General features: G+C 67.8%; 20 protein-coding genes and 1 pseudogene. 6 read left to right on the forward strand and 15 right to left on the reverse strand.

The features are described from left to right. Positions 1-47: 47 nt before the first annotated feature. Positions 48-464, forward strand: a complete 417-nt coding sequence (locus F9C41_RS08610; RefSeq protein WP_269058903.1) for an MmyB family transcriptional regulator — start codon at positions 48-50, stop codon at positions 462-464. Continuing rightward, entirely contained in the window at positions 442-552 is a 111-nt protein-coding gene (locus tag F9C41_RS42140) for a hypothetical protein (protein ID WP_407924677.1), read from the forward strand. The genes F9C41_RS08610 and F9C41_RS42140 overlap by 23 nt, the downstream gene beginning before the upstream one ends. 43 nt (positions 553-595) lie before the next feature. On the opposite strand, the gene F9C41_RS08615 is transcribed toward F9C41_RS42140, so the two are convergent. The 8 genes from F9C41_RS08615 to F9C41_RS08650 all read right to left on the reverse strand — a co-directional run bounded on the left by F9C41_RS08615 (position 596) and on the right by F9C41_RS08650 (position 8328). After that, on the reverse strand, positions 596-1480 hold the full coding sequence (locus F9C41_RS08615) for a pirin family protein (RefSeq protein ID WP_230689430.1): 885 nt from the start codon (positions 1478-1480) through the stop codon (positions 596-598). Between the two features lie 416 nt (positions 1481-1896). Further along, positions 1897-2415, reverse strand: coding sequence for a hypothetical protein (locus F9C41_RS08620; protein WP_155386093.1), 519 nt, complete (start codon positions 2413-2415; stop codon positions 1897-1899). A gap of 121 nt (positions 2416-2536) precedes the next feature. Then, positions 2537-2767, reverse strand: coding sequence for a barstar family protein (locus F9C41_RS41750; RefSeq protein ID WP_330164740.1), 231 nt, complete (start codon positions 2765-2767; stop codon positions 2537-2539). A 223-nt stretch (positions 2768-2990) separates the two neighbouring features. Continuing rightward, positions 2991-3764: a hypothetical protein gene (locus F9C41_RS08630; protein WP_407924678.1), complete on the reverse strand. Its 774-nt coding sequence runs from the start codon at positions 3762-3764 to the stop codon at positions 2991-2993. Between the two features lie 1105 nt (positions 3765-4869). Further along, the gene (locus F9C41_RS08635) at positions 4870-5697 is read right to left on the reverse strand and encodes a class II glutamine amidotransferase (RefSeq protein ID WP_155386095.1); all 828 of its coding nucleotides are present in this window, start codon (positions 5695-5697) and stop codon (positions 4870-4872) included. Between the two features lie 24 nt (positions 5698-5721). Beyond that, a complete protein-coding gene (locus F9C41_RS42145) occupies positions 5722-6303 on the reverse strand; it encodes a hypothetical protein (RefSeq protein ID WP_196279679.1) in 582 nt (193 codons plus the stop codon). A 240-nt stretch (positions 6304-6543) separates the two neighbouring features. After that, positions 6544-7860 carry a cytochrome P450 gene (locus F9C41_RS08645; RefSeq protein ID WP_155386096.1) on the reverse strand — a complete coding sequence of 439 codons (1317 nt, stop codon included), beginning with the start codon at positions 7858-7860 and terminating at the stop codon, positions 6544-6546. Between the two features lie 24 nt (positions 7861-7884). Beyond that, positions 7885-8328 (reverse strand): hypothetical protein, encoded by a 444-nt coding sequence (locus F9C41_RS08650; protein WP_155386097.1) that lies wholly within the window; start codon positions 8326-8328, stop codon positions 7885-7887. A gap of 167 nt (positions 8329-8495) precedes the next feature. On the opposite strand from F9C41_RS08650, the gene F9C41_RS08655 reads away from it, so the two are divergent. The 3 genes and pseudogenes from F9C41_RS08655 to F9C41_RS08665 form a co-directional block, all read left to right on the forward strand. Continuing rightward, positions 8496-8735 (forward strand): site-specific integrase, encoded by a 240-nt coding sequence (locus F9C41_RS08655; RefSeq protein ID WP_196279680.1) that lies wholly within the window; start codon positions 8496-8498, stop codon positions 8733-8735. Positions 8736-8756: 21 nt separating this feature from the next. After that, a complete protein-coding gene (locus F9C41_RS08660) occupies positions 8757-8918 on the forward strand; it encodes a site-specific integrase (protein WP_196279681.1) in 162 nt (53 codons plus the stop codon). Positions 8919-9993: 1075 nt separating this feature from the next. After that, positions 9994-10413: pseudogene (locus tag F9C41_RS08665) on the forward strand (DDE-type integrase/transposase/recombinase); the annotation flags it as partial. Between the two features lie 58 nt (positions 10414-10471). Here F9C41_RS08665 and F9C41_RS08670 read toward each other — a convergent pair. From F9C41_RS08670 to F9C41_RS08700, 7 genes are all read right to left on the reverse strand, one after another. After that, positions 10472-10858, reverse strand: coding sequence for a DUF488 domain-containing protein (locus F9C41_RS08670; protein WP_155386101.1), 387 nt, complete (start codon positions 10856-10858; stop codon positions 10472-10474). Positions 10859-11006: 148 nt separating this feature from the next. Continuing rightward, positions 11007-11816 (reverse strand): MIP/aquaporin family protein, encoded by an 810-nt coding sequence (locus tag F9C41_RS08675; protein WP_155386102.1) that lies wholly within the window; start codon positions 11814-11816, stop codon positions 11007-11009. Between the two features lie 207 nt (positions 11817-12023). Then, complete coding sequence (locus F9C41_RS08680; protein WP_155386103.1) at positions 12024-12839, reverse strand: alpha/beta fold hydrolase; 816 nt, start codon at positions 12837-12839, stop codon at positions 12024-12026. A gap of 445 nt (positions 12840-13284) precedes the next feature. Continuing rightward, on the reverse strand, positions 13285-13788 hold the full coding sequence (locus F9C41_RS08685) for an HPP family protein (RefSeq protein WP_155386104.1): 504 nt from the start codon (positions 13786-13788) through the stop codon (positions 13285-13287). Positions 13789-13835: 47 nt separating this feature from the next. Beyond that, positions 13836-14294: a hypothetical protein gene (locus tag F9C41_RS08690; protein ID WP_155386105.1), complete on the reverse strand. Its 459-nt coding sequence runs from the start codon at positions 14292-14294 to the stop codon at positions 13836-13838. Continuing rightward, entirely contained in the window at positions 14294-16699 is a 2406-nt protein-coding gene (locus F9C41_RS08695; protein WP_155386106.1) for a molybdopterin oxidoreductase family protein, read from the reverse strand. Before F9C41_RS08695 ends, F9C41_RS08690 begins: the two co-directional genes overlap by 1 nt. A 397-nt stretch (positions 16700-17096) precedes the next feature. Beyond that, on the reverse strand, positions 17097-17483 hold the full coding sequence (locus F9C41_RS08700) for a winged helix-turn-helix transcriptional regulator (RefSeq protein WP_230689433.1): 387 nt from the start codon (positions 17481-17483) through the stop codon (positions 17097-17099). Positions 17484-17676: 193 nt separating this feature from the next. On the opposite strand from F9C41_RS08700, the gene F9C41_RS08705 reads away from it, so the two are divergent. Then, the gene (locus F9C41_RS08705; RefSeq protein WP_155386107.1) at positions 17677-18660 is read left to right on the forward strand and encodes an NADP-dependent oxidoreductase; all 984 of its coding nucleotides are present in this window, start codon (positions 17677-17679) and stop codon (positions 18658-18660) included. Positions 18661-18707 lie beyond the last annotated feature (47 nt).

Genomic DNA, 18707 nt, shown 5'->3' on the forward strand with positions numbered 1-18707 from the left:
CGCAGCCACAGAGGCTGGTAGCCGGGCTGCGGTGCGAGGAGTTCGCCGTGCTGGCGGGTGTGAACAGCGACCACTGCGCCCGTCCGGAACAGGGACGCGAGCGCAGTCCGTCCCCGCAGATCCTCGAAGCGATCAGAGGTGCCCTATGGCTCGACGACCAGGCACGCGAGCACCTGTACCGGCTGGCAGCACCAGACGTTCGGAAGACGCCGAGGGAAACGGTCAGCGGGCCGCTGCAGCAGCTCCTCGACGGGCACACGACCGCCCCGGCGTCTGTCCTGAACCCGGCGAAGAACTTTATGGCGTTCAACGCCCTCGCAGAGGTGCTGTTCTCGCCGTGCGAGGTGGTGGACAACCTTGCCCGCATCACGTTCCTCGACCCGGCGGGCCCGGCAGTTCTTCACCCGATGGAACAGCTTCGCCGAGACGATCGTCGCCGGCCTGCGCCACGCCAGTGGCCTTGACCCCGAGTATCCCCGCCTGCGCGAACTGGTGCGCTCACTGATCGAGGAAAGCAAGGCCTTCTGTGCCAGGTGTTGCAAGGCGGCGTAGGTGTCGGACCCGATGCCGCGCTGACCTGTGCGGGTAGCTTCGTTCATCTGTACTTGAGGCGGGCCTGCCGCGGGATCTGGCCGAACTTGCCGTTGTGGAAGTCGCGGAAGGCGTCCTGAATCTCCTGGTTGGTGTTCATCACGAATGGTCCGCCCATGACGATGGACTCACCGATCGGACGCCCGCTGTAGATCATCACCACGGTCGGGGTGTCGCCGTCTGCGGCCTGCAGCGGGAGTGTGGCCGTCGCGGTTCCCTTGACCGGGTCTGACCAGGCGATCTGCCCGGCACGTACGGTCCGCCCGGCAATCTTGGTAACCCCGCTCAGCACGTACGCGAACGCCCTGTCCTCGCCCGGTAGCACGACGTCGGCCTGCCGGCCGGGCTCGACGGTGACGATCATGCCGGTGATCGGCCAGTTGTTCAGGGCGGGTCCGGATACACCGCCCACGGTGCCGGAAATGATGTCGAAGCGGCTGCCGGGCTGCTCGATCTGGGGCCGACTGCCAGCCAGGAGGTCCTGGTAGCGGGTGCCGGTCATCCGCTTCGAGCGCGGCAGGTTCACCCATAGTTGCAGCGTGTGGGCGTGCTCGTTGCGGTAGGCGAGTTCGCGGTGGATGATCCCTCGCCCCGCCGTCATCCACTGCACGTCACCGGCGGCAAGCGCCCCCACATTGCCCGCGTTGTCGCCGTGTTCGAGAACGCCGTCGAGCACGGTCGTGACGGTCTCCAGGCCGCGGTGGGGGTGCCACTCAAAGCCCGGCGACGAGAACCAGTCCTCGCTGAGCAGCAGGAACGGGTCTGTGAGTGCGGGCCGGTTGGGGGCGATCAATACCGCGCGATCGTCGACCTGATCGTTGGGACCGAACCGGGTCTTGGTGTCGATCCGGTTGACCTTGCGTCCGGCTGCTGCCGTCGGAGCGCTCACGGGCACCTCCTCCATCTGCCGCAACCCGAGCCGGTCGATCAAGTTTACCGTCGACGACCTCCTCGCCCTGCGGCCCGAGGAGGTTTTGGTGTCCGGGGGTGGAGGCAACGCCGAGGTCGCGAAACTCGCCGTTTTCCAGGAGGAGTCAGCGTGTTGAGTCCCCGAACTCTCGTAGCATGTCCACAGCCGTAACGCGGCTCTGTGAAGCTTATCGGGGGTCGAGGTGCCCGCGGGTTTGGCGGGTGGTGGCGCAGCGGGTGCGTAGCCGCGGTTGATGTTCGACCGCAATCATGCTGGGGGCCTCATCCGCAGTCGCTGCCGACCTTGCTGCCAGTAATCCGTAGGTTCAGGGTTCGTTAGCCCAGCCGAACCTCGAGCGGCAGCGAGCTGTGATGCGCGTGATGCTGTGCTCGGGTTCAGGCACCCGTTCGGCACGGAAACACGTGCGGCGTCGCGCCGGTTGCGTTTGCGGGAGCCGCCTGCGGGCTGGTCAGCTCGGGACCGGCGACGCCGTTGACGGTGACCCGGTAGGTCGTGACGTCGCCGACGAAGTTGGCGACGATGCAATGCTGGCTGCCTTCAACGTTCGCATCGAGGCCGAGGAAGCCGACTGTGCCGTCGCAGTCCTTGGTGAGGTATGCGATCGCGCCGGCGTGCCGGTCGGTGAAGATGTTTGGTGTGAACTGGTCGGCGTAGACCTTAACGTCGATCTTGCCGCCGCCGAGGCATGCCGCCTGGATGTCCAGGTCGCCGCGCTTGGCGTATGGGCCGAAGGCGGCAGGCTGCCCATCACTGGCCGCCTGGTGCCGGGTCAGGACCGTCCCTCCGAAGCGGTACTCAGGCTCCAATGTGTCCGATTCGCGGCTGCACGAGGCCGAACTGAGGATCACGGCTGCGGCGACTGCGGCGGACAGCCTGTGTCGGGCTCGGCGCATCGTCGGCTCCTGATGGTGGGGGCTGGTGGCGATGAGCGTAGTCGCGCGTCTCAACAGCGTGGGCTGGCTGCAGGTACGTGTCCGACTGTCTCCGTGACCTGAACTGGTTGCCCGCGGACGGTTACCTGATCGTGGTCGAGAACGTGTCCCAGTTCCAGCCGAAGTAACCGGGAAAGAGGAGCGCGTCGGAGAACTCGTAGAAGGCGTGGTCCGCATCCGTCATCCTCGTTCCATCGAGCCGGGCAACGACGAACCTTCCCGTAGCCGGCAGTACCGCCGCGAGCTCGACCGGGGCACTGCGCAAGCAGACCGCAAGGTGGTCGGTGGAGTCGTTCCACCAGTTGTTCATCATTCGGCCGCACCATGGTCAACGTAGTTCCACGACCTCAGCGGCCTCGCCCACGCCGTGTTTCCCATGGTTTTCAGTGTGCCCGGTAGGCAGCACGGCACGATGCGCAGGCCTCGACCTAATGACCGGATCGCCGCATACCGTTCGCGGTGGCTGGCGACGTCGCAACTACCTTGCAGGACATACGGTCGGGGCTGGGGCGTCGAACGCGCCAGTGCATCTGGTTCTAGGCATCGGGCATCGGCACCCACCGATCACCGAGGGCTCCGTGGAGCATCAGCAGCAGAAGGCTGATCAGGATCGTCGCGAGGATGCCGAGACAGAGGCCGAGGATCCCACGGTCCCGCCGCTCCCGATCGCCGGGCATGGCCTCCGGTACCACTGGACGCGACCACGGGCGGTCCCGGGACAACCAGAAAAGCATCCCGAGGCCGTACGGTGCGGTGTAGACCAGCCAGAACCAGAACCATCGAGTGCCGAGGACCGGAGCTGGACCGGCAACAACCACGCCGAGGAAGACGGCTGCGAGGGCCAGGCCGATCACGGTGACGGCGACCCCCAGGGGATGGACCTCGCCAGCTCGGTGCTCCAGGCCTCCAGCCCGCAGATCCTGCGCAATACCTTCGGCACCGGGCCCGGAGTAGTTCGCCGGGTCGACAGCGCCCGTGGTGGTGACCTGGTCGAAATAATCGGTGTCGGTCCAGTACACCCGACCATCGGGAGTTCGCCACGCGAACAGCGGACCTAGCGTGCCGGACGCCCGCAGGCCGGAGACACCGAACCACGGCCGCGGACTGCCGGTGGCCCAGCTGTCGCCCCACTGGTATGCCGTCACGTGGCCAGCGGCCACGTCCGCCTTCGCCTGCTCGTAGCTCTGCTTCCGGGGTGCCGTCCACCAACTGATGGCTGCCGCAAGCAGCCACAACAGGACAAGAGCGAGTCGCAACACGCCCCACCGCCGCCACGTTCGCCCAGCCGGAGCAACGGGCACAACACGCACTCCACCATGCATGATCACATGATGCCAGTGCGTGTCTAGTCGCGACCGTCGATGGCGCCATAGCCCGCTGCCACTTTCACCATGACCCGCGCTACGGCGACGTCCACCGGCAGGTCACAGCGGTCAGGACCAGGCCGACGCGATGACGGTTGCGGATCGGCTCCACACACTCGCCACCGACACCGACCTGCTCGCCTGCCGGCTTCGGCGCTATTGTGTCGCGGGTCGAGCAGTCCTGCCCGAGTTGCTGGGCGCATGGGGACCAGGCGGGGACCACACGTCATGCATCTCAGTCCCGGACGGGCCCGGCAGCCTCGTCAAATCACGGCCTGTATCGCGTGTGACGTGCGTAGAGGCTTGGTCACCCGTCCTGGGGGTCAAGGGGTCGTCGGTTCGAATCCGGCCAGCCCGACAGAACGAAATAGCAGGTCACGGGCGGTTCCGGTACTTGCGGGAGCCGCCTTTGACGTTCTTCTGGACACGGTTTTTTTACACGTACGCGCGTACGGTTTGGGCTCGTGTCGGGCGACCTGCTCGGTCCCGGAGTGCCTGCGACTGGCGTACCGCCCGCCCATGCCTGAACTGGATCTTTCTGTGCGCTACTTTGACCGGGGTGATGAACGCCTGACCCGCGCTGTTGTCTGGGACGTTGAGATGATCATGTGATTGCGTTCTACGCAAGTAATCGATGTATGCCGTTGTCGAGCGTAGGGCCAATGTGGACTGTCAAGACACGCTCGAGACACCGTGTGGCCGCATCTCACCTGCTCCCGTGCCGTGGCGCTCTGGCGGTAAACCCGTGTTGGCGCCATGCCCGGTCAGAGCCGTCGGTACGAATCCGACCAGCGCGAGCACGCGAAGGATTTCCGCAGGTGACAGCCTGCGGGTGTCTCCTCTTGCGTGTGTGAACGCCCGGTGGGGCGGAGCACACCGCTTGTACACCGCAGCCAGACATCTTGACTCGGTGTGTGTTGTGCTCGGCTGGTTGCGGCACCGTCGCGGGAAGGGCCACCTGAGCCCAAGGGCGGATTGCCGGTCGCGAGTCGCGGCGCGCCGGACTACGGCCGCCCATCGCCGGCTGGCCACCCCCACAGCTGTGGCCGGGTCACGGCCACTGCGGCTGGAACGAGGTAATGACGTCGGTGCCCTCCTGGATCACGCCGTAGGTCGACTCCGGCACCGCGTTCCACGCGCCGGGTAGGTCGCCGAGCGGTTCGGAGACGACGAGCCGGCTCTCGTCCGAGACGTGCTGCAGCACGGCGACGTCCGGGTGGAGCTCGCGCAGCGTGGCGACGTTGGTGCTGTAGAACAGCGAGCGGGAGTCGCCGATCGACGAGTAGCGAAACGCCCACACCTTGACCCCGTCCGAAGTGGCGACCGTCATCTGGATCGGGTGTTCGATCCCGTGCTCGCGGCCGGTCTTCTCGACGAATCCGACCATGCGCGCCACGGCACTCGGCGGATCGTCGCGCAGTCCGAGGGTGAGCGCGAGGTAGAACATCAGCTCCGAGTCGGTGGAGCCCTCGATGAAGGGGTACAGCTGCGGGTCGACCCTCAGGACGAGATCGCGTTTGACGGTGGGAAAGGCGGCGATGGAGCCGTTGTGCATCCAGAGCCAGTTCTGGTACTGGAACGGGTGGCAGTTGCTCTCCTGAACCGGCGTACCGGTCGAGGCCCTGATGTGGGCGAGCACGATCGGCGCCCGAATGTGCGCGGCGAGGTTGCGCAGGTTGCGGTTGTTCCAGGCAGGACCGATGCCGTGGAAGACGCCTGGGTCGCCTCCCGTGTACCAGCCGACGCCGAAGCCGTCGCCGTTGGTCGTCTCGACACCGAGGGTGGCGTGCAGGCTCTGGTCGATCAAGGAATGCTTCGGCTTGTAGAGCAGGTCATCCAGGAGCAGGGGCGAGCCCGAGTAGGCAAGCCATCGGCACATGGTGTCCTCCTGCCGGTGGTCGGATCAGTGATGGAACGCGGACGCCGTCTCGGGCGCGTGCTGCGGCCCGAATTGCGCGGCGAGTTCCGGCAGGTCGCTGCGGGCGACCGCCTCCTCGGCCGAGAGGTGGAAGCGGCCGCCCTCCACCGGTGCCATCCGGGGCTCGACCTCCCGGTGGTTGCAAATGTCCCAGCACACCTGCACATTGCCGCCCAAGTCATTGTCGATCATGTTCTTGGTGGCGCGCTCGGCCATGAGCAGCGTCGCCCGCGGTTCCATCCAGGTGGTGACGAAGGTGGCGAGGTTCAGGCGTGCGTTGCCGTCCAGCATCAGCTCGTCATGAATCAGTTGGTACGCGCCATCCGGCGGCGCCGGATCGTCCGGCAGCTCGTGCACCGGCAGCGCGACCTGCCGGCCGAGCGCCGGGTTCGCCGCCGAGACCACGGTGTTTCCCGCGTGGCGTCCGGACCGGTCACCTGGTCTTCTGCCTGTATGCAGTGCCATGAACGGCACCCCCGTCAGTCGTGCCGACAGGCTCCAGGCTAGGCGGGAGTGGCGCCCGTCGGCTGGGATCGCCGGTTTTGCCACCGGTTCGGCGACGGCCATCCAGAGACCGAGATACGGCGGACAGGCCGGGGCCGGTAGGCCGGCACCGGGGGCGCGACCGCCGGCTCTGGGAGCAGCCCCGTGTCGTGACCTGGGACCGAGGAGGTGTCCAGAGCGCGCAAGGCCTCAAGCGACGGGTGAAGGCGCACCTTCGCCCGTCACTTTCCATGCGCCGTGGCAGGCTGCCGGAGTCGGCAGTGGCAGCCGGCCGCAGGTCGGTCACCTGGACCTGTCGAGGCGTCAATGCTCGCGCCGCGAGGCGGACACTCTGAACCGCCTGCCGGGGTTCGGGCCGGGCGTGGCCGTTATCCGCAGTGGCCGTCCCGGTCGTGTCGGAGACAAGCGCAGCCTGCGTACCAGCATCGCGACCGTCGCCACCGACAGCACCTGGGTCATCCCTGCCCCGAGGCAGGTGTGGCCGCCCACCGAGAAGGGCGCATAGACCGCTGCCTTCCGCCCAGCTGTGAAGTCCCGGTCGAGGTCGAACCGCTGCGGGTCGGGGAAGTGCTCGGGCAGGTGGTGGGTGACGCACGTGGCGACGAGAACCCGCTGCCCCTGGTCGATGCGGCAGCCGCCGAAGTCGAACGCCTGCGCCGCGGTCCGGGCGGAGCCGGGCGCCGGCGGGTGGACCCGCAGCGTCTCCATCACCAGGCCGTGCAGGGCAGGTAGCTCGCGGAGCCGGTCGAAGGCGAGCGGGCCGCCGCGCTGTGCGGCATCGACCTCGTCGGTGACCCGAGCGAGCACGGCTGGGTTCCGCAGCAGTACGTCGATCATGAAGCCGTAGAGGTAGGCGACCGTGTTGACGCCTGCGAAGTAGCCCTGCAACGCCATCCCCGCCCGCACGTCGAGCGGGTACGGTGCACCGTGCTCGTCGGTCGCGTCGAGTGCCTGGTCGAGCAGGTCGGGGATGCCGTGTCGCGGCCTGGCCGCCCGCTCGGCGAGCGCAGTATGGGCGAACTGGTGGATCGCGGCCCGCGCCCTGCGGTAGGCCGGCCACCGCAGTGTCGCGGCCGGCCATTTCCCGGCGAGGGTGACGTCGAGGACGAGTTCGAATGCCGATCGCAGGGTCTCGAACTGGGAGGCGGAACTCGCCCCGGTGTACGCGATGGACAGCTGAGCCGCCGCGAGCCGCTGGCACGCGTCGACCACGGGCAGCGCGGGCCGGTTCGCCCAGCCGTCAAGGATCCGCTCGGTCTCGGCGGCGACGGGCTCCCAGCGGGCGGCGAGCAGGTCGCGGGAGAGGCCGGTGGCGAGCAGCCCGCGCAGATGCCGGTGCGGGCGGCCACGCAGTACGTGGACCCGCATGCCGAACTCCTGGTCGAGCCCGCCGAAGCTCTCCTTGCTGGTGAACACCTTCTCGCCGTGTTCGAGCAGGAAGCGGTTGGCTGCCGCCCCAGCCATGATGACGAAGGACTGGTTCAGGGCCCGCACCCGGAACACCGGGCCCAGATCCCGGTAGGTGTCCACGAAGAACTGCTGGACGTCTCCCATCATCCGCAACGCGTTGCCCAGCACCGGAACACCCGCGGCGATCGGCGGCAGTGGGCCTACGGTCACGTACGGAATCCTCCGGCACGGTTGCTAGGAAAGCCAGTGCAGGTCCGGAACGAGGACCTCTGCGGGGATGCGTTCTCGGGCGTTCGGGTGCTCCCCGCTGCCCCGTCCGATGACGTCCAGGCCCGCCGGGGTGACCAAGGACCGTGCGAACGAGAGCACGACCAGGCTCCGGTCGTCGCTCAGGTGCTCCACCTGCCACTGGCTGCTGAGCACGCGCAGCAGACCCCGCCCGCGCCAGGTGAACGCCCCGGTGGACGGGTCGAACCGGTCGACGCCGACGATCCGCTTCGTCGCGCCCCTGCGGGTGCGGTAGGAGACCTCGTCGCTGAGTGCGAACGGTTCGCCTGGGAGCAGCCCGTACCGGAACGTCGGTTGCAGCCGGCGCCCCGACAGCCACATCGGGAAGGTCGTCGCCAGGACCCGCCACTGGCCGGGAAGTGCCTCGCGCAGCGTAGCCAGGTCATGCATCCGCGAAGCGTACCAACGCCGTTGCAACTGAGTGGACTCTCGTGAGCGCCCGGGTTGCAGTCGGCCGTCGCCGGCCGACGGTCCCCGCCTTGCCCACCGGGGTGGTGCGGGGTTGCCGCTTCGCTGCCACCTTCCTTACGCACGTACACAATGACCGCCTGTATACGATGTGGCGGCTGCTGCTGGTGACCGGGCTGCGCCGCGGCGAGCTGGCGGGCATGAAGTGGGAGGACTTCGATTCGGCGACCGGGACGGTGCGTGTGGTGCGTCAGCGGGTGGTCGAGGGAGACGACAGCGTGGTTCGGGAGAAGCGGCCGAAGTCGCCGAACAGCGTTCGAACGATCATGATCGACAAGGTCAGGGCCGAGATTCTCGGCTGGATGCGGCCAGCCGGTGGCAGCGCGTAGATGTTCACGGGGCGGACGAACATGCCCTTGCGGCCGGATAACATCACCGGCCGGTTCAACCAGTTGGCGGTTGCGGCAGGGGTACGGGCGGTCGGTCCGCACCAGGTCCGGCACATGCTCGGGTCGAGCCTGCAGGACTTCGGCTACGGCGTGCACGAGGTCGCCGAGCGTCTGGGGGCATGATCCGGCGACGTTCATGCGGGTACTACGCCCGGGTCAACGCGGTGCGCCGGCGGCGGGCCGCCGACGATGCCGCGGCGCTGGCAACCGGTCGGCTCGCGCTGGACGGCGCGACCGGGCCGTCGGCACCGACGATCCTTCATCAGCCATCGCGGCTGCGCAAGCGTCGCCGCACCCGGTCGGATGAACCGGGCGTCGGGGCCCCTCTGAAGTAGATGAGTCGCCGAACCGCCGACGCTGAAGATGCCGCGGCTCGGTCACGGACTGCTGCCGCTCACCGGAGCGATCGGCCCGTCGGCGCCGACGATCCCGCGGCAGCGGAAGCGGGCCGGCAACCACGACGGTAGCCTGGTCGGATGAATCCTTTTAGGGCGTTTCCAGAGTTGAGTTCAAGCCCGGCAGTCGTTTAAGCTGGGCAAACACGGCGCAGAAATGGTGCAATCACAGACCCCTTGACTGGGCCACTTTATACTTCTGGCGACCTCGGCAAATGTTGCCTAGTACACCGCTGACCCTCACGACAACTGGGGGTCAAGGGGTCGTCGGTTCGAATCCGGCCAGCCCGACGCTGTGACCTGCCTGTATAGGCAGGCCTACATGGCTTTGTGGATGGTCGTCGTTAGCACTGGTAGCGACGACCATCGCTGTTTTGGTAACAATTTTGCTCCCAAAAGGGATGTATCGTCGAGCTTGACGACCGATTTGATCTGATTGCGGCCTTCTGAGTTCGACCTCCTTGATCAATAGTCAAGTCGGCGTTCGCAGCCGCACTGGCGTGTCCGGGACGGCCGGGTGGCGCGAGCAGCGTCAGTGCGGCGCTGGCGACGGCCAGCACTGGTGACGGCCAGCACTGGCGCGGAGCCGTGCCGGTGACGGTAGGACTGTTGTGGGTGCCGTTGAGTTACTGGATCGGCGGCCGTGTTGAATCGGTGTCGGGGCGGGTCGGGGGCCAGATCGCGGTGGCGAGTTCGGCGAACGCCGTGGCGATCCGCCGGGCAGTCGGGATGTCGATCGCGATTTCGTAGTGCCTGCGGCGCAGGTTCCGCATGAAGGCATGCCCGGAGACGGGGTCCGGCGCTACGTCTACCGGGCCGTCGACCAGCGCGGGCAGGTCATCGACGTGCTCGTGTCCGCCCGCCGCGACGCCGACGCGGCCCGCAGGTTCTTCCGGCGGGCTCTTTCGACGTTGAAGGTGACACCGATCGAGGTCGTGATCGATGCCGCGGCGGTGTACCCGGCTGTGCTGGATGAACTGGTTCCGCAGGCGTGGCATCACGTCGAACGCCATGCGAACAACCGGGTCGAGGCCGATCACAGCCACCTCAAGCACCGGTTGAGACCGATGCGCGGACTCCAGACCGATAGGACCGCTCAGGTGATCATCGCTGGACATGCGTTCATGCAGAACCTGCGTCGCGGACACTACGAGATCGCCATCGACACCCCGCAGGCCCGGCGGGTCGCCGCGGCGTTTGCCGAACTCGCCAAGGCAGTCTGACCCGGCGCCGACCCGGGTTAACCATGCCCGGCGATCCGCGAACGCAACAGAGCCCCGCTCAGTCCCGCTTACGCAGCCTTTCCAAGAGCACCTCGACGTGACTCTCCGGGATATCCTTTACCGCTGTCAGCAACGTCACGGGACCGTCGCGTAGTGCCTCCCGCAGCTTCTGCAGGGCACCGCGTGCGGCCGGATTGTCCAATTCGGCGTCGAATTTGACGACGAATTCGGCGTGGTGGCTTTCCGGTGCCTCGTGGTACCAGTTGCGCAGGTCGTCTGAAGGTGTGAGTTCCTTCGGCCAGTCATCGATGTGGGCTCTCTCCTTGCTCAGCCCGCGCGGCCAGAGCCGATCCACGAGCACCCGGCGGCCGTCGTCGGGCCACGGGTCTTCGTATACCCGTCGTGCCCGGAGGTTGTGCGTCGTGTCAGTGCGTCGAGGTGTCATGGTCTTCTTTCTGTGCCGGGCGGCTCAGCTGTATGGCGGAGACGCGTCAAGCTCGCTGGTCAGTTGTACTTTCGGTGGCCGTGCAACGGTCGCCTTCCACGGGGTGGCAACGCAGACGTCGAGATCCTTGTAGCCGCCTGGGCGCAAGTTACCGAGCTCGTTCCGCCTTGTTGGCGCCCGAGTCTGCAGAAACATCAGGTTGATGTCGGGCGGAATCCAGCCGGCTGCGCGTCAGGGCTGCGGCTGCCGCTCCCACGATCGGGGCGAGCAGGTACGCCCACCAGTCGGTCAAGCGTCCGGCGACGAGCATCGGGCCGAGTGCCCGGGCGGGGTTCACTCCCGCGCCGGAGACCGGGCCGCTGATCAGGATGGCCACGCTCAGCGCCAGGCCGATTGACAGTGCGGTCACGGCGGGGCCGGCCGGTGTGTCGATCACGACCGCCATGACGACCATCATGAGGATGAAGGTGGCCACCGCCTCGATCAGGAACACCCGGCCCACGTTGACGCCAGGCGCTGGTGCTGTCGCGCCGAGGCCGGCGTCCGTGCGGGCGCTTGGCCCGTACAGCACCCATGCGGCAAGCGCGGCCACGATCGATCCTGCGAACTGGGCGATGAGGTAGGCCGGGACTCTGGCCCAAGGAAATCTGTGGTCGATGGCCAGTGCGATGGTCACTGCTGGGTTGACGTGTGCTCCGGATAGCGCGCCGAGGCTGGCGACGATGATGAGAAGTGCGAAGCCGCCGGCCAGCGCGACGGTTTCGGAGCTGTAGGCCGCTCCGGCTACAGGCATGGTCAGGCTTGCGGTGATCGCGACACCGATGATCGCCAGGACTAGCACAAAGGTTCCCACCGCTTCGGCACAGCAGGCGCGTATCAGGGCGCCGTCGAGCGGATGGCCGTGCAATCCGGTGTGGTGCGTGGGAGAGGCTGCTGTGGCAATGCTGTGTGGTGACATCGTCTTCACCTTTCACCCAGACCTCGCGTCGCACGCGTTCGGCAGCGGTGTACACGCCGCGGGCCTGTCGCTGCCGGTTGACCGGCCGCGTCGACGGATCACGACTGGCACCTGGCTTGCGCGTCGCTGTCTGACCGGAGATGTCGCCGCAGTCCCGGGTCGGTTGATCGCCCCGGACTACGGCGACGTTCGCTGGTATGCGCCTGGTCAGCCCTTGATGAAGGCGAGCAGGTCGGCGTTGAACTCGTCCTGGTTGGTGGCGAACAGGCCGTGCGGTGCACCCTTGTAGATCTTGAAGGTGTTGTTCGGGATGAGCTTGGACGATTTCATGCCGGAGGCGACGATCGGCACGATCTGGTCGTCGTCGCCCTGGATGATCAGCACCGGAACGTCGATCTTCTTGCAGTCCTCGGTGAGGTCGGTCTCGGAGAACGCCTTGATGCAGTCGTAGGCGGCCTTGAAGCCCAGCGTCATGCCCTGCAGCCAGAACTCGTCACGCAGGCCCTGGCTGACCTTGTTGCCCTCGCGGTTGGCTCCGAAGAACGGTGCGGACAGGTCCTTCCAGAATTGCGACCGGTCGCGTTCGACTCCTTCGCGCAGGCCGTCGAAGACGCTGCGGGGCAGGCCTTCGGGGTTGGCGTCGGTCTTGAGCATCAGCGGCGGGATGGCGCCGACCAGTACGGCCTTGGAGACGCGGTCGGTGCCGTGCCGGCCCATGTAGCGGACGATTTCGCCGCCGCCGGTGGAGTGTCCGACCAGGACGATGTCGCGCAGGTCGAGCTTTTCGATGACGGCGGCGAGGTCGTCGGCGTAGGTGTTGAGGTCGTTGCCCTCCCACGGCTGGCTGGAGCGGCCGTGGCCGCGCCGGTCGTGGGACATTCCGCGGAAGCCGTTGGACACGACGTACCACATCTGGTCGTCCCAGGCGTCGGCCGTCAGCGGCCAGCCGTGACTGAACACGATCGGTTGGCCTGTGCCCCAGTCCTTGTAGAAGATGTCGGTGCCGTCTTTGGTGGTAACCATTCCCGTGCTCACGATTGCACTCCGGTCCTAGGCCTTGCCGTGGCAAGATGCCTGTTGGGTGTAACGTCCCGGCGTCTTTCCCAGCGCTGCGAGTGTCAATTTTCGCCAGCGCGAACCTTCGCACGCTCCAGACGATTCAGGCACCACATGCATGCCTTCAGCCGTGAAGCGCACCTGAACGCTTCGTCGCCCGTCGGGCAGTGCAGCCTCGTCGAGCGGGTTGGGTGTCTGCCTGCTGAGGATCCTGTGCGTGATCGCTCAGCCAGGGTGCGGAGCGCATCGGCTCCGTACTGTGGTGGAATTGGCGTTCGGCCTGGCCAGCGGCCGTGGGCATAGCGGTCCCGTCCCAGCCCAAAGCTTATGCTCAGGGCCGCGAAGAATGTCGCGGATTGCCGATGCTGTAGCACTCGTCAGCGGGTCAGATAGTCCCGGCGACGGCATTCGGTCATCGGTCTTTGATGCGCCACAGCGGCATGGTGGGCCCGGTGACGCGGCAGAACAGGCCGTCCACCACGGTCACCAGCACCACGGCGGCGAACGCCACGAGCAGCTCGGACGGAGTGTGCAGCAGACCGAGACTCACGATGAGCGTGGTGGCGCCTGCGGGCGGGTGTGTCGCCCGCAGCGGCACCAGTAACGCTGCGGTCAGACCGAGCGACCCTGCGGCGGCGGCGATCCGGGGGGCGCTGACGCCAGCCTGCAGCGCCGACGGCTCATCTGCCAGCCCGCAGACGACCAGCGCCGCATAGCCGACGAGGAGCGCGATGCCGTGGCCATACAGGGTGCTGCGCGGTGAGGACTGCGGCGCGCGCGGCTGCTCGACGTGCAGCATCACCGTCGGGCCGAGGCTGGGGAACAGCCACGGTTGCTGCGTCACGAGTGCGGCGGTGCCGGCGACCGCCATTGCCACGACGCTGCCGGAGAACGCCTTGCCCGTCTCGACGCCCATCTTGTTTCTACTCGTGGGCTGCGGACGGTCGCCGCGGCCGGCATGGGTCACTTCGCCACCAGCAGGGCCTGCGGTGCGGCCGCCTTCAGCTGGGTGGTCAACCACGCCAACTGCACCTTCGTCTCGGGCTGACAGGCGCTGACCGCGGCGATCAGGTCGTGATCGCGCAATGCCTGCGCGGCCTGGTACACCGCCGTCCACGTGCAGTCGACCAGGGTCGCCAGCAGCAGCAGGTCCTGCAGGTCGCGCAGCAGTCCGACACCACCGCTGCGAGTGCTGGGCAGGGTGTCGGCGTGTAGGCGCTCAGGTTCGGTCTCGCGGTGCTCGCCGTAGCGTTCGACGATCGGGGCGAGCATGGAGACATGTTCGCGGCACTGGGCGGCTAGCAGGCGGCAGGTACGGGCGACTTCCTTCTCCTCGGCATGCCCGGCGCGGATCATGTCATAGGCATCGGCGAGGGTGCCCTCGCCGCCGTGCAGGAGCCCGACGTAGGTCGCTAGATGCATCACGCACCACCTTCGCGCGGCCCACGTGCGGCGGCGGCCAGGGAGGGCTCCGGTTCGGCCGGGGCGGAGGCGGTGTTCGCCGGTGCGGGCGTCGGGTGGGCACCCGGGCCGAGGCGGGTGATGCGGGCGGCGGCGAGTTTGAACTGCGGCTGCTTGGACACCGGGTCCCAGACGGTGTCGACGAGTTCGTTGGCCGCGCGGGGTAGCTCGTCGGGATCGTCCCAGGTGCCGTAGTGGAACGGGATGAACACCGTGCCGGGTCGTCCGCGAGCGACGCGCACGGGTAGCCGTACGGCGCCGTTCTCCGTCTCTACCAGAGCCAGGTCGCCTTCGGCCAACCCGAGTCGGGTCGCGTCGTCGACGTTGACCTCGACCCACGGCCCGGGCGCGGCATCATTGAGCTGGCGGGCGCGGCCGGTCTTGGTGCGGGTGTGGAAGTGGTAGACGGTGCGACCGGTGGTCAGCACCAGCGGGTAGTCACCACTGCTGGGATCGACGGGCTGGTAGTGGGCCGTCTTCAGCATCGCCCGGCCGGCCGGGTCGAACAGCGCGTACTGCTGCGGGCTGACCCCCGCGCCGGTGAGCAGGTCATGGCCGTACGTTTCGCACTCATCGGCCGCGGTCGGGAACACGCCGTCGGTGTAAAGGCGTTCGGTGCCGTCGGGGTGGGCGTCGTTGCACGGCCACTGCACTCCGCCGGCGCGCAGCTGTTCGTAGCTGATGCCGGTGTAGTCGCAGGGCCGGCCGCGGGTGCACTCCCGCCAGGCCGCGAACGCGCCCTCCGGGTCGTGCCAGCCGATCAGCGGGTTGCCGTCGCGGTCACGCAGGTCCATGCGCTGGGCGTAGTCGCAGAAGATGTCGAGGTCGGAGCGGGCCTGCCCGGGCGGGTCGACGGCCTTGTCGCTCAGGTGGACCGTGCGGTCGACGTTGGTGCAGGTGCCGGTCCTCTCGCCCCACATCGCCGCGGGCAGCACAACGTCGGCCAGCTCCGTGGTCTCGGTCGGGAAGCAGTCCTGCACGATCACGAACAGTCGCTCGTCGGCCAGGATGCGCCGGATGCGGGCCAGGTCGGGCATGCTGACCGCGGGGTTGGTGCCCACGATCCACAGCAGCCTGATCGAACCCTGCTCGGCGTAGCGGAAGATCTGCATGGCGTGGGTGGACTCGGCCCAGTGCGGGATCTTCAGCGGATCGACGTTCCACAGCCGCGCCAGCTGCTCGATGTGCTCGGGGTTGTCCCAGTTCCGGAAGCCTGGCAGGTCGCCGCCCGCGCCGGTCTCGCGGTTGTTCTGCGCGGTGGGCTGGCCGTTCATCTGCAGCAGCCCACTACCGGGCCGGCCGATAAGGCCGCGCAGCAGGTGCAGGTTGTTGACCTGGCAGGCCGACGCGGTCGCCTGATTCGACTGGTAGACGCCCTGCAACACGGTCGACATGACACTCGGGGCGGTGGTGAAAATCTCCGCGGCGCGGCGGATGTCGCGGGCGGGCACGCCACAGATGTCGGCGACCTTGTCCAATGGATAGGCGGCGGCGGTGCGAGCCAGGTCGTCGTATCCGATCGTGTGCGCCGCCACCCAGTCGTGGTCGACGGCGTCCAGTTCGATCAGCTGCTGGATTAGCCCGTTGAGCAGCGCCATGTTCGTGCCCGGGCGGATCGGCAGGTGGACTTCGGCGGCGTCGGCGACGTTGCTGCGGCGCGGGTCGACGCAGACCAGCACCGGCGGATTGGGTGCGGCCAACCGGTCCAGGATGCGGGCCCAGAGCACGGTCTGCGTCTCGGCCATGTTGTGGCCGTACAGGAAGATCGCGTCGGTGACGTCAAGGTCGGTGTAGCTGCCTGGTTGGCCGTCGCTGCCGAAGTTCTCCTTGAACGCCGCGGCGGCGGTGGCGGTGCACAGGCGGGTGTTGCCGTCCATGTGCGGGGTGCCCAGCCCGGCCTTGCCGATCACGCCGAGGGTGTAGTACTCCTCTATGAACATCTGCCCGGTGCTGTAGAAGCCGTGGGACAGCGGGCCGCTCTCGGCCAGCAGGTGTTGGGACGTGTCGGTGATGAGGGACATGGCCTCGTCCCAGGTGCTTTCGGTCAGCACCCCGTCGCGGCGGATGAGGGGCCGGGTGAGCCGATCGGGGGAGTTCGCGGCCTGCCAGCCGTAGAGGCCCTTGGGCCCGAGCCGGCCGTGGTTGACCCGGTCCACGGCCCGGCCGCGGATACCGACCATCCGGCCGCCCGCGACCGCGATCTCACACCCGCAGCCATTGCTGCACAGAACACAAACCGACGGCACCCAACTCACGGCCGCCTCGCCGACGCCCTCGTCCAGCATGGTGTCGACCCGTACGGGCCACGGCTGCTGCGGGGTATGCGGCGTGCGCTCCCCCCAGATGTCCGCGATGCGATCGGTCATCTCGCGCCCCCATCCGCAAGTCGCCATCGGGCGACCACATCATCGAGAGTTCCTGGTGGTGGTCGGCCACTTCACGACCTGCCGCGGCTCACTTGCCGTCCAGTAACGCTAATGCGCGACGGGCCGAGGGATGGGCGACTCGAGGAAACCCGGCCTGCCCCACCCAGCCAACACGTCACGGACCGGACGATCGGCCGTTTGAGCAGCTCGCCACGGTGTTGACCTAAACCTGACGGTCAGCGCCGTCCCGCGCGACGATGTACAGGTGGCCGGTGGGTCGAGCAGCCAGACGCCGGCGAAATCGGGCGAACCGTTGGGAGGCTGATGACATCAGTGGGCGGTTCGCGTGCACCGTCCTGGTCGGCCAAACGGCGCTGCGACGCCCATGCCGCGCCGGCTACGGAGCGTCGAAGACCTCCCGCGCTTGCTGGATGCCGGCTGCGTTGTCGACCGCCCAGCGGGCGAGGCGTCGTGCGACGGCGAGCAGGCTGATGCCGCGCGGGGTGAGCGCGTAGTCGACGCGCAGGGGTTTGGCGTCGTGCAGGGTCCGGGTGACCAGCCCGTCCCGCTCCATGCTTCGCAGGGTGGCGCTGAGCATGCGCTGGGTGATGGGCTCGCTGAGCCGGCGGAGCTCGTTGAAGCGCTTCGTGGAGTGCCCCAGCTGGCAGATGACCACGACAGACCACTTGTCGCCGATGCGCTCCAGCACGTCGCGCACCAGCTCGCGGCCCTGACCGCAGAGCACCAGTTCCTGCTCGCTCATGGAGGTGGTCGGGTGCGCCATGAACGCCAGTATATGACGGATACCAGGTGCCGACCTGCGGCCAGTCGGTACCGCTGGCGATACCAGGGCACTTTGAAGTGCCTTCTTGTCGGACTTGCCCAGACTGCGGACACTCGAAGGACGGTACGGGTCAGGTACCAGGTACGTGACCCGAACCACACGAGAGTCTTGAGCTAGATCACGGGGGAAGATCATGAAAGCTGTCGGTCTGCACGAGTTCGGCGGTCCGGAGGTGCTGCGGGTCGTCGACGTGCCGGAACCGCACGCCGGTCCCGGGCAGGTCCGGGTCCGGGTGCACGCTGCCGCCGTGAACCCGGCGGACGTGCTGATACGCAACGGCACGCAGGAATGGGCGCTGGAAGGGGTGCCCGCGCCGTACGTTCCGGGAATGGACGTCGCGGGCGTGGTCGACGAGATAGGCCCCGACACCGACACGGGGCTGCGCGTCGGTGATCCGGTGATGGCGATGCTGCTGCCGTTCCTTCCCGCCGACGACGGCACCGTCGCCTACCGGGGCGGCGGCTACGTGCAGTACGCGGTCCTGCCTGCCACGTCGGTGGTCCGCGCGCCGGACGGGTTCGGCCACGAGGCCGCCGCGACGCTGCCGATGAACGGCCTGACCGCGCTGCTGGCCTTCGACCAGCTGGGCCTGCCGCCCGGGTCGACCCTGGCCGTAATCGGGGCCGCCGGAGCGCTCGGCGGATACCTCGTCCAGCTGGCCGCCCACGCCGGACTCACCGTGATCGCCGACGCCGCCCCAGCCGACGAACAGCTCGTCCGCGAGCTCGGCGCGACCGAGGTCGTGCCCAGGGGTCCCGAGGTCGTCGACAACATCCGCGCACGGTATCCCGACGGCGTGGACGCCGTCGCCGACACGGCGCTGGTCGGGCCCCGGCTGCTCGACGCGGTCCGCGACGGTGGCACCTTCATCCGGTTCCGGCAGACCGAGGAGCCCGGCGGCTACACCGCCGACAGCACCCGCGGGATCAGGGTGCTGTCGCCGTTCGTACCCGAATACGACGGCCGCACCGACAAGCTCGACGAGATCCGCCGCCTGGCCGGATCCGGTGTGCTCACGCCCCGGATCGCCGAGGTGATGCCCGCTGACCGGGCATCAGAAGCCCACCGCCGGCTCGAGGAGGGCGGGGTACGCGGGCGGTTCGTCCTCACCTTCTGACAAAGCTCACCTTCTGGCAACAGTTCGATACATCCGAAAGAGAGAGC

Origin of the sequence: Catellatospora paridis, from assembly GCF_009720365.1 — a bacterium.
Taxonomy (GTDB): Bacteria; Actinomycetota; Actinomycetes; order Mycobacteriales; family Micromonosporaceae; genus Catellatospora; species Catellatospora paridis.

What these genes read in the sequence shown, in the direction of transcription:
- F9C41_RS08655 (WP_196279680.1), top strand. Translation starts at nt 8,496, where the DNA reads ATGTGGCGGCTGCTGCTGGTGACCGGGCTGCGCCGCGGCGAGCTGGCG.
- F9C41_RS08700 (WP_230689433.1), bottom strand. Translation starts at nt 17,483, where the DNA reads ATGGCGCACCCGACCACCTCCATGAGCGAGCAGGAACTGGTGCTCTGC.
- F9C41_RS08680 (WP_155386103.1), bottom strand. Translation starts at nt 12,839, where the DNA reads ATGGTTACCACCAAAGACGGCACCGACATCTTCTACAAGGACTGGGGC.
- F9C41_RS08660 (WP_196279681.1), top strand. Translation starts at nt 8,757, where the DNA reads ATGCCCTTGCGGCCGGATAACATCACCGGCCGGTTCAACCAGTTGGCG.
- F9C41_RS08690 (WP_155386105.1), bottom strand. Translation starts at nt 14,294, where the DNA reads ATGCATCTAGCGACCTACGTCGGGCTCCTGCACGGCGGCGAGGGCACC.
- F9C41_RS41750 (WP_330164740.1), bottom strand. Translation starts at nt 2,767, where the DNA reads ATGATGAACAACTGGTGGAACGACTCCACCGACCACCTTGCGGTCTGC.
- F9C41_RS08620 (WP_155386093.1), bottom strand. Translation starts at nt 2,415, where the DNA reads ATGCGCCGAGCCCGACACAGGCTGTCCGCCGCAGTCGCCGCAGCCGTG.
- F9C41_RS08670 (WP_155386101.1), bottom strand. Translation starts at nt 10,858, where the DNA reads ATGACACCTCGACGCACTGACACGACGCACAACCTCCGGGCACGACGG.
- F9C41_RS08685 (WP_155386104.1), bottom strand. Translation starts at nt 13,788, where the DNA reads ATGGGCGTCGAGACGGGCAAGGCGTTCTCCGGCAGCGTCGTGGCAATG.
- F9C41_RS08650 (WP_155386097.1), bottom strand. Translation starts at nt 8,328, where the DNA reads ATGCATGACCTGGCTACGCTGCGCGAGGCACTTCCCGGCCAGTGGCGG.
- F9C41_RS08705 (WP_155386107.1), top strand. Translation starts at nt 17,677, where the DNA reads ATGAAAGCTGTCGGTCTGCACGAGTTCGGCGGTCCGGAGGTGCTGCGG.
- F9C41_RS08695 (WP_155386106.1), bottom strand. Translation starts at nt 16,699, where the DNA reads ATGACCGATCGCATCGCGGACATCTGGGGGGAGCGCACGCCGCATACC.
- F9C41_RS08635 (WP_155386095.1), bottom strand. Translation starts at nt 5,697, where the DNA reads ATGTGCCGATGGCTTGCCTACTCGGGCTCGCCCCTGCTCCTGGATGAC.
- F9C41_RS42145 (WP_196279679.1), bottom strand. Translation starts at nt 6,303, where the DNA reads ATGGCCGTCGCCGAACCGGTGGCAAAACCGGCGATCCCAGCCGACGGG.
- F9C41_RS08675 (WP_155386102.1), bottom strand. Translation starts at nt 11,816, where the DNA reads ATGTCACCACACAGCATTGCCACAGCAGCCTCTCCCACGCACCACACC.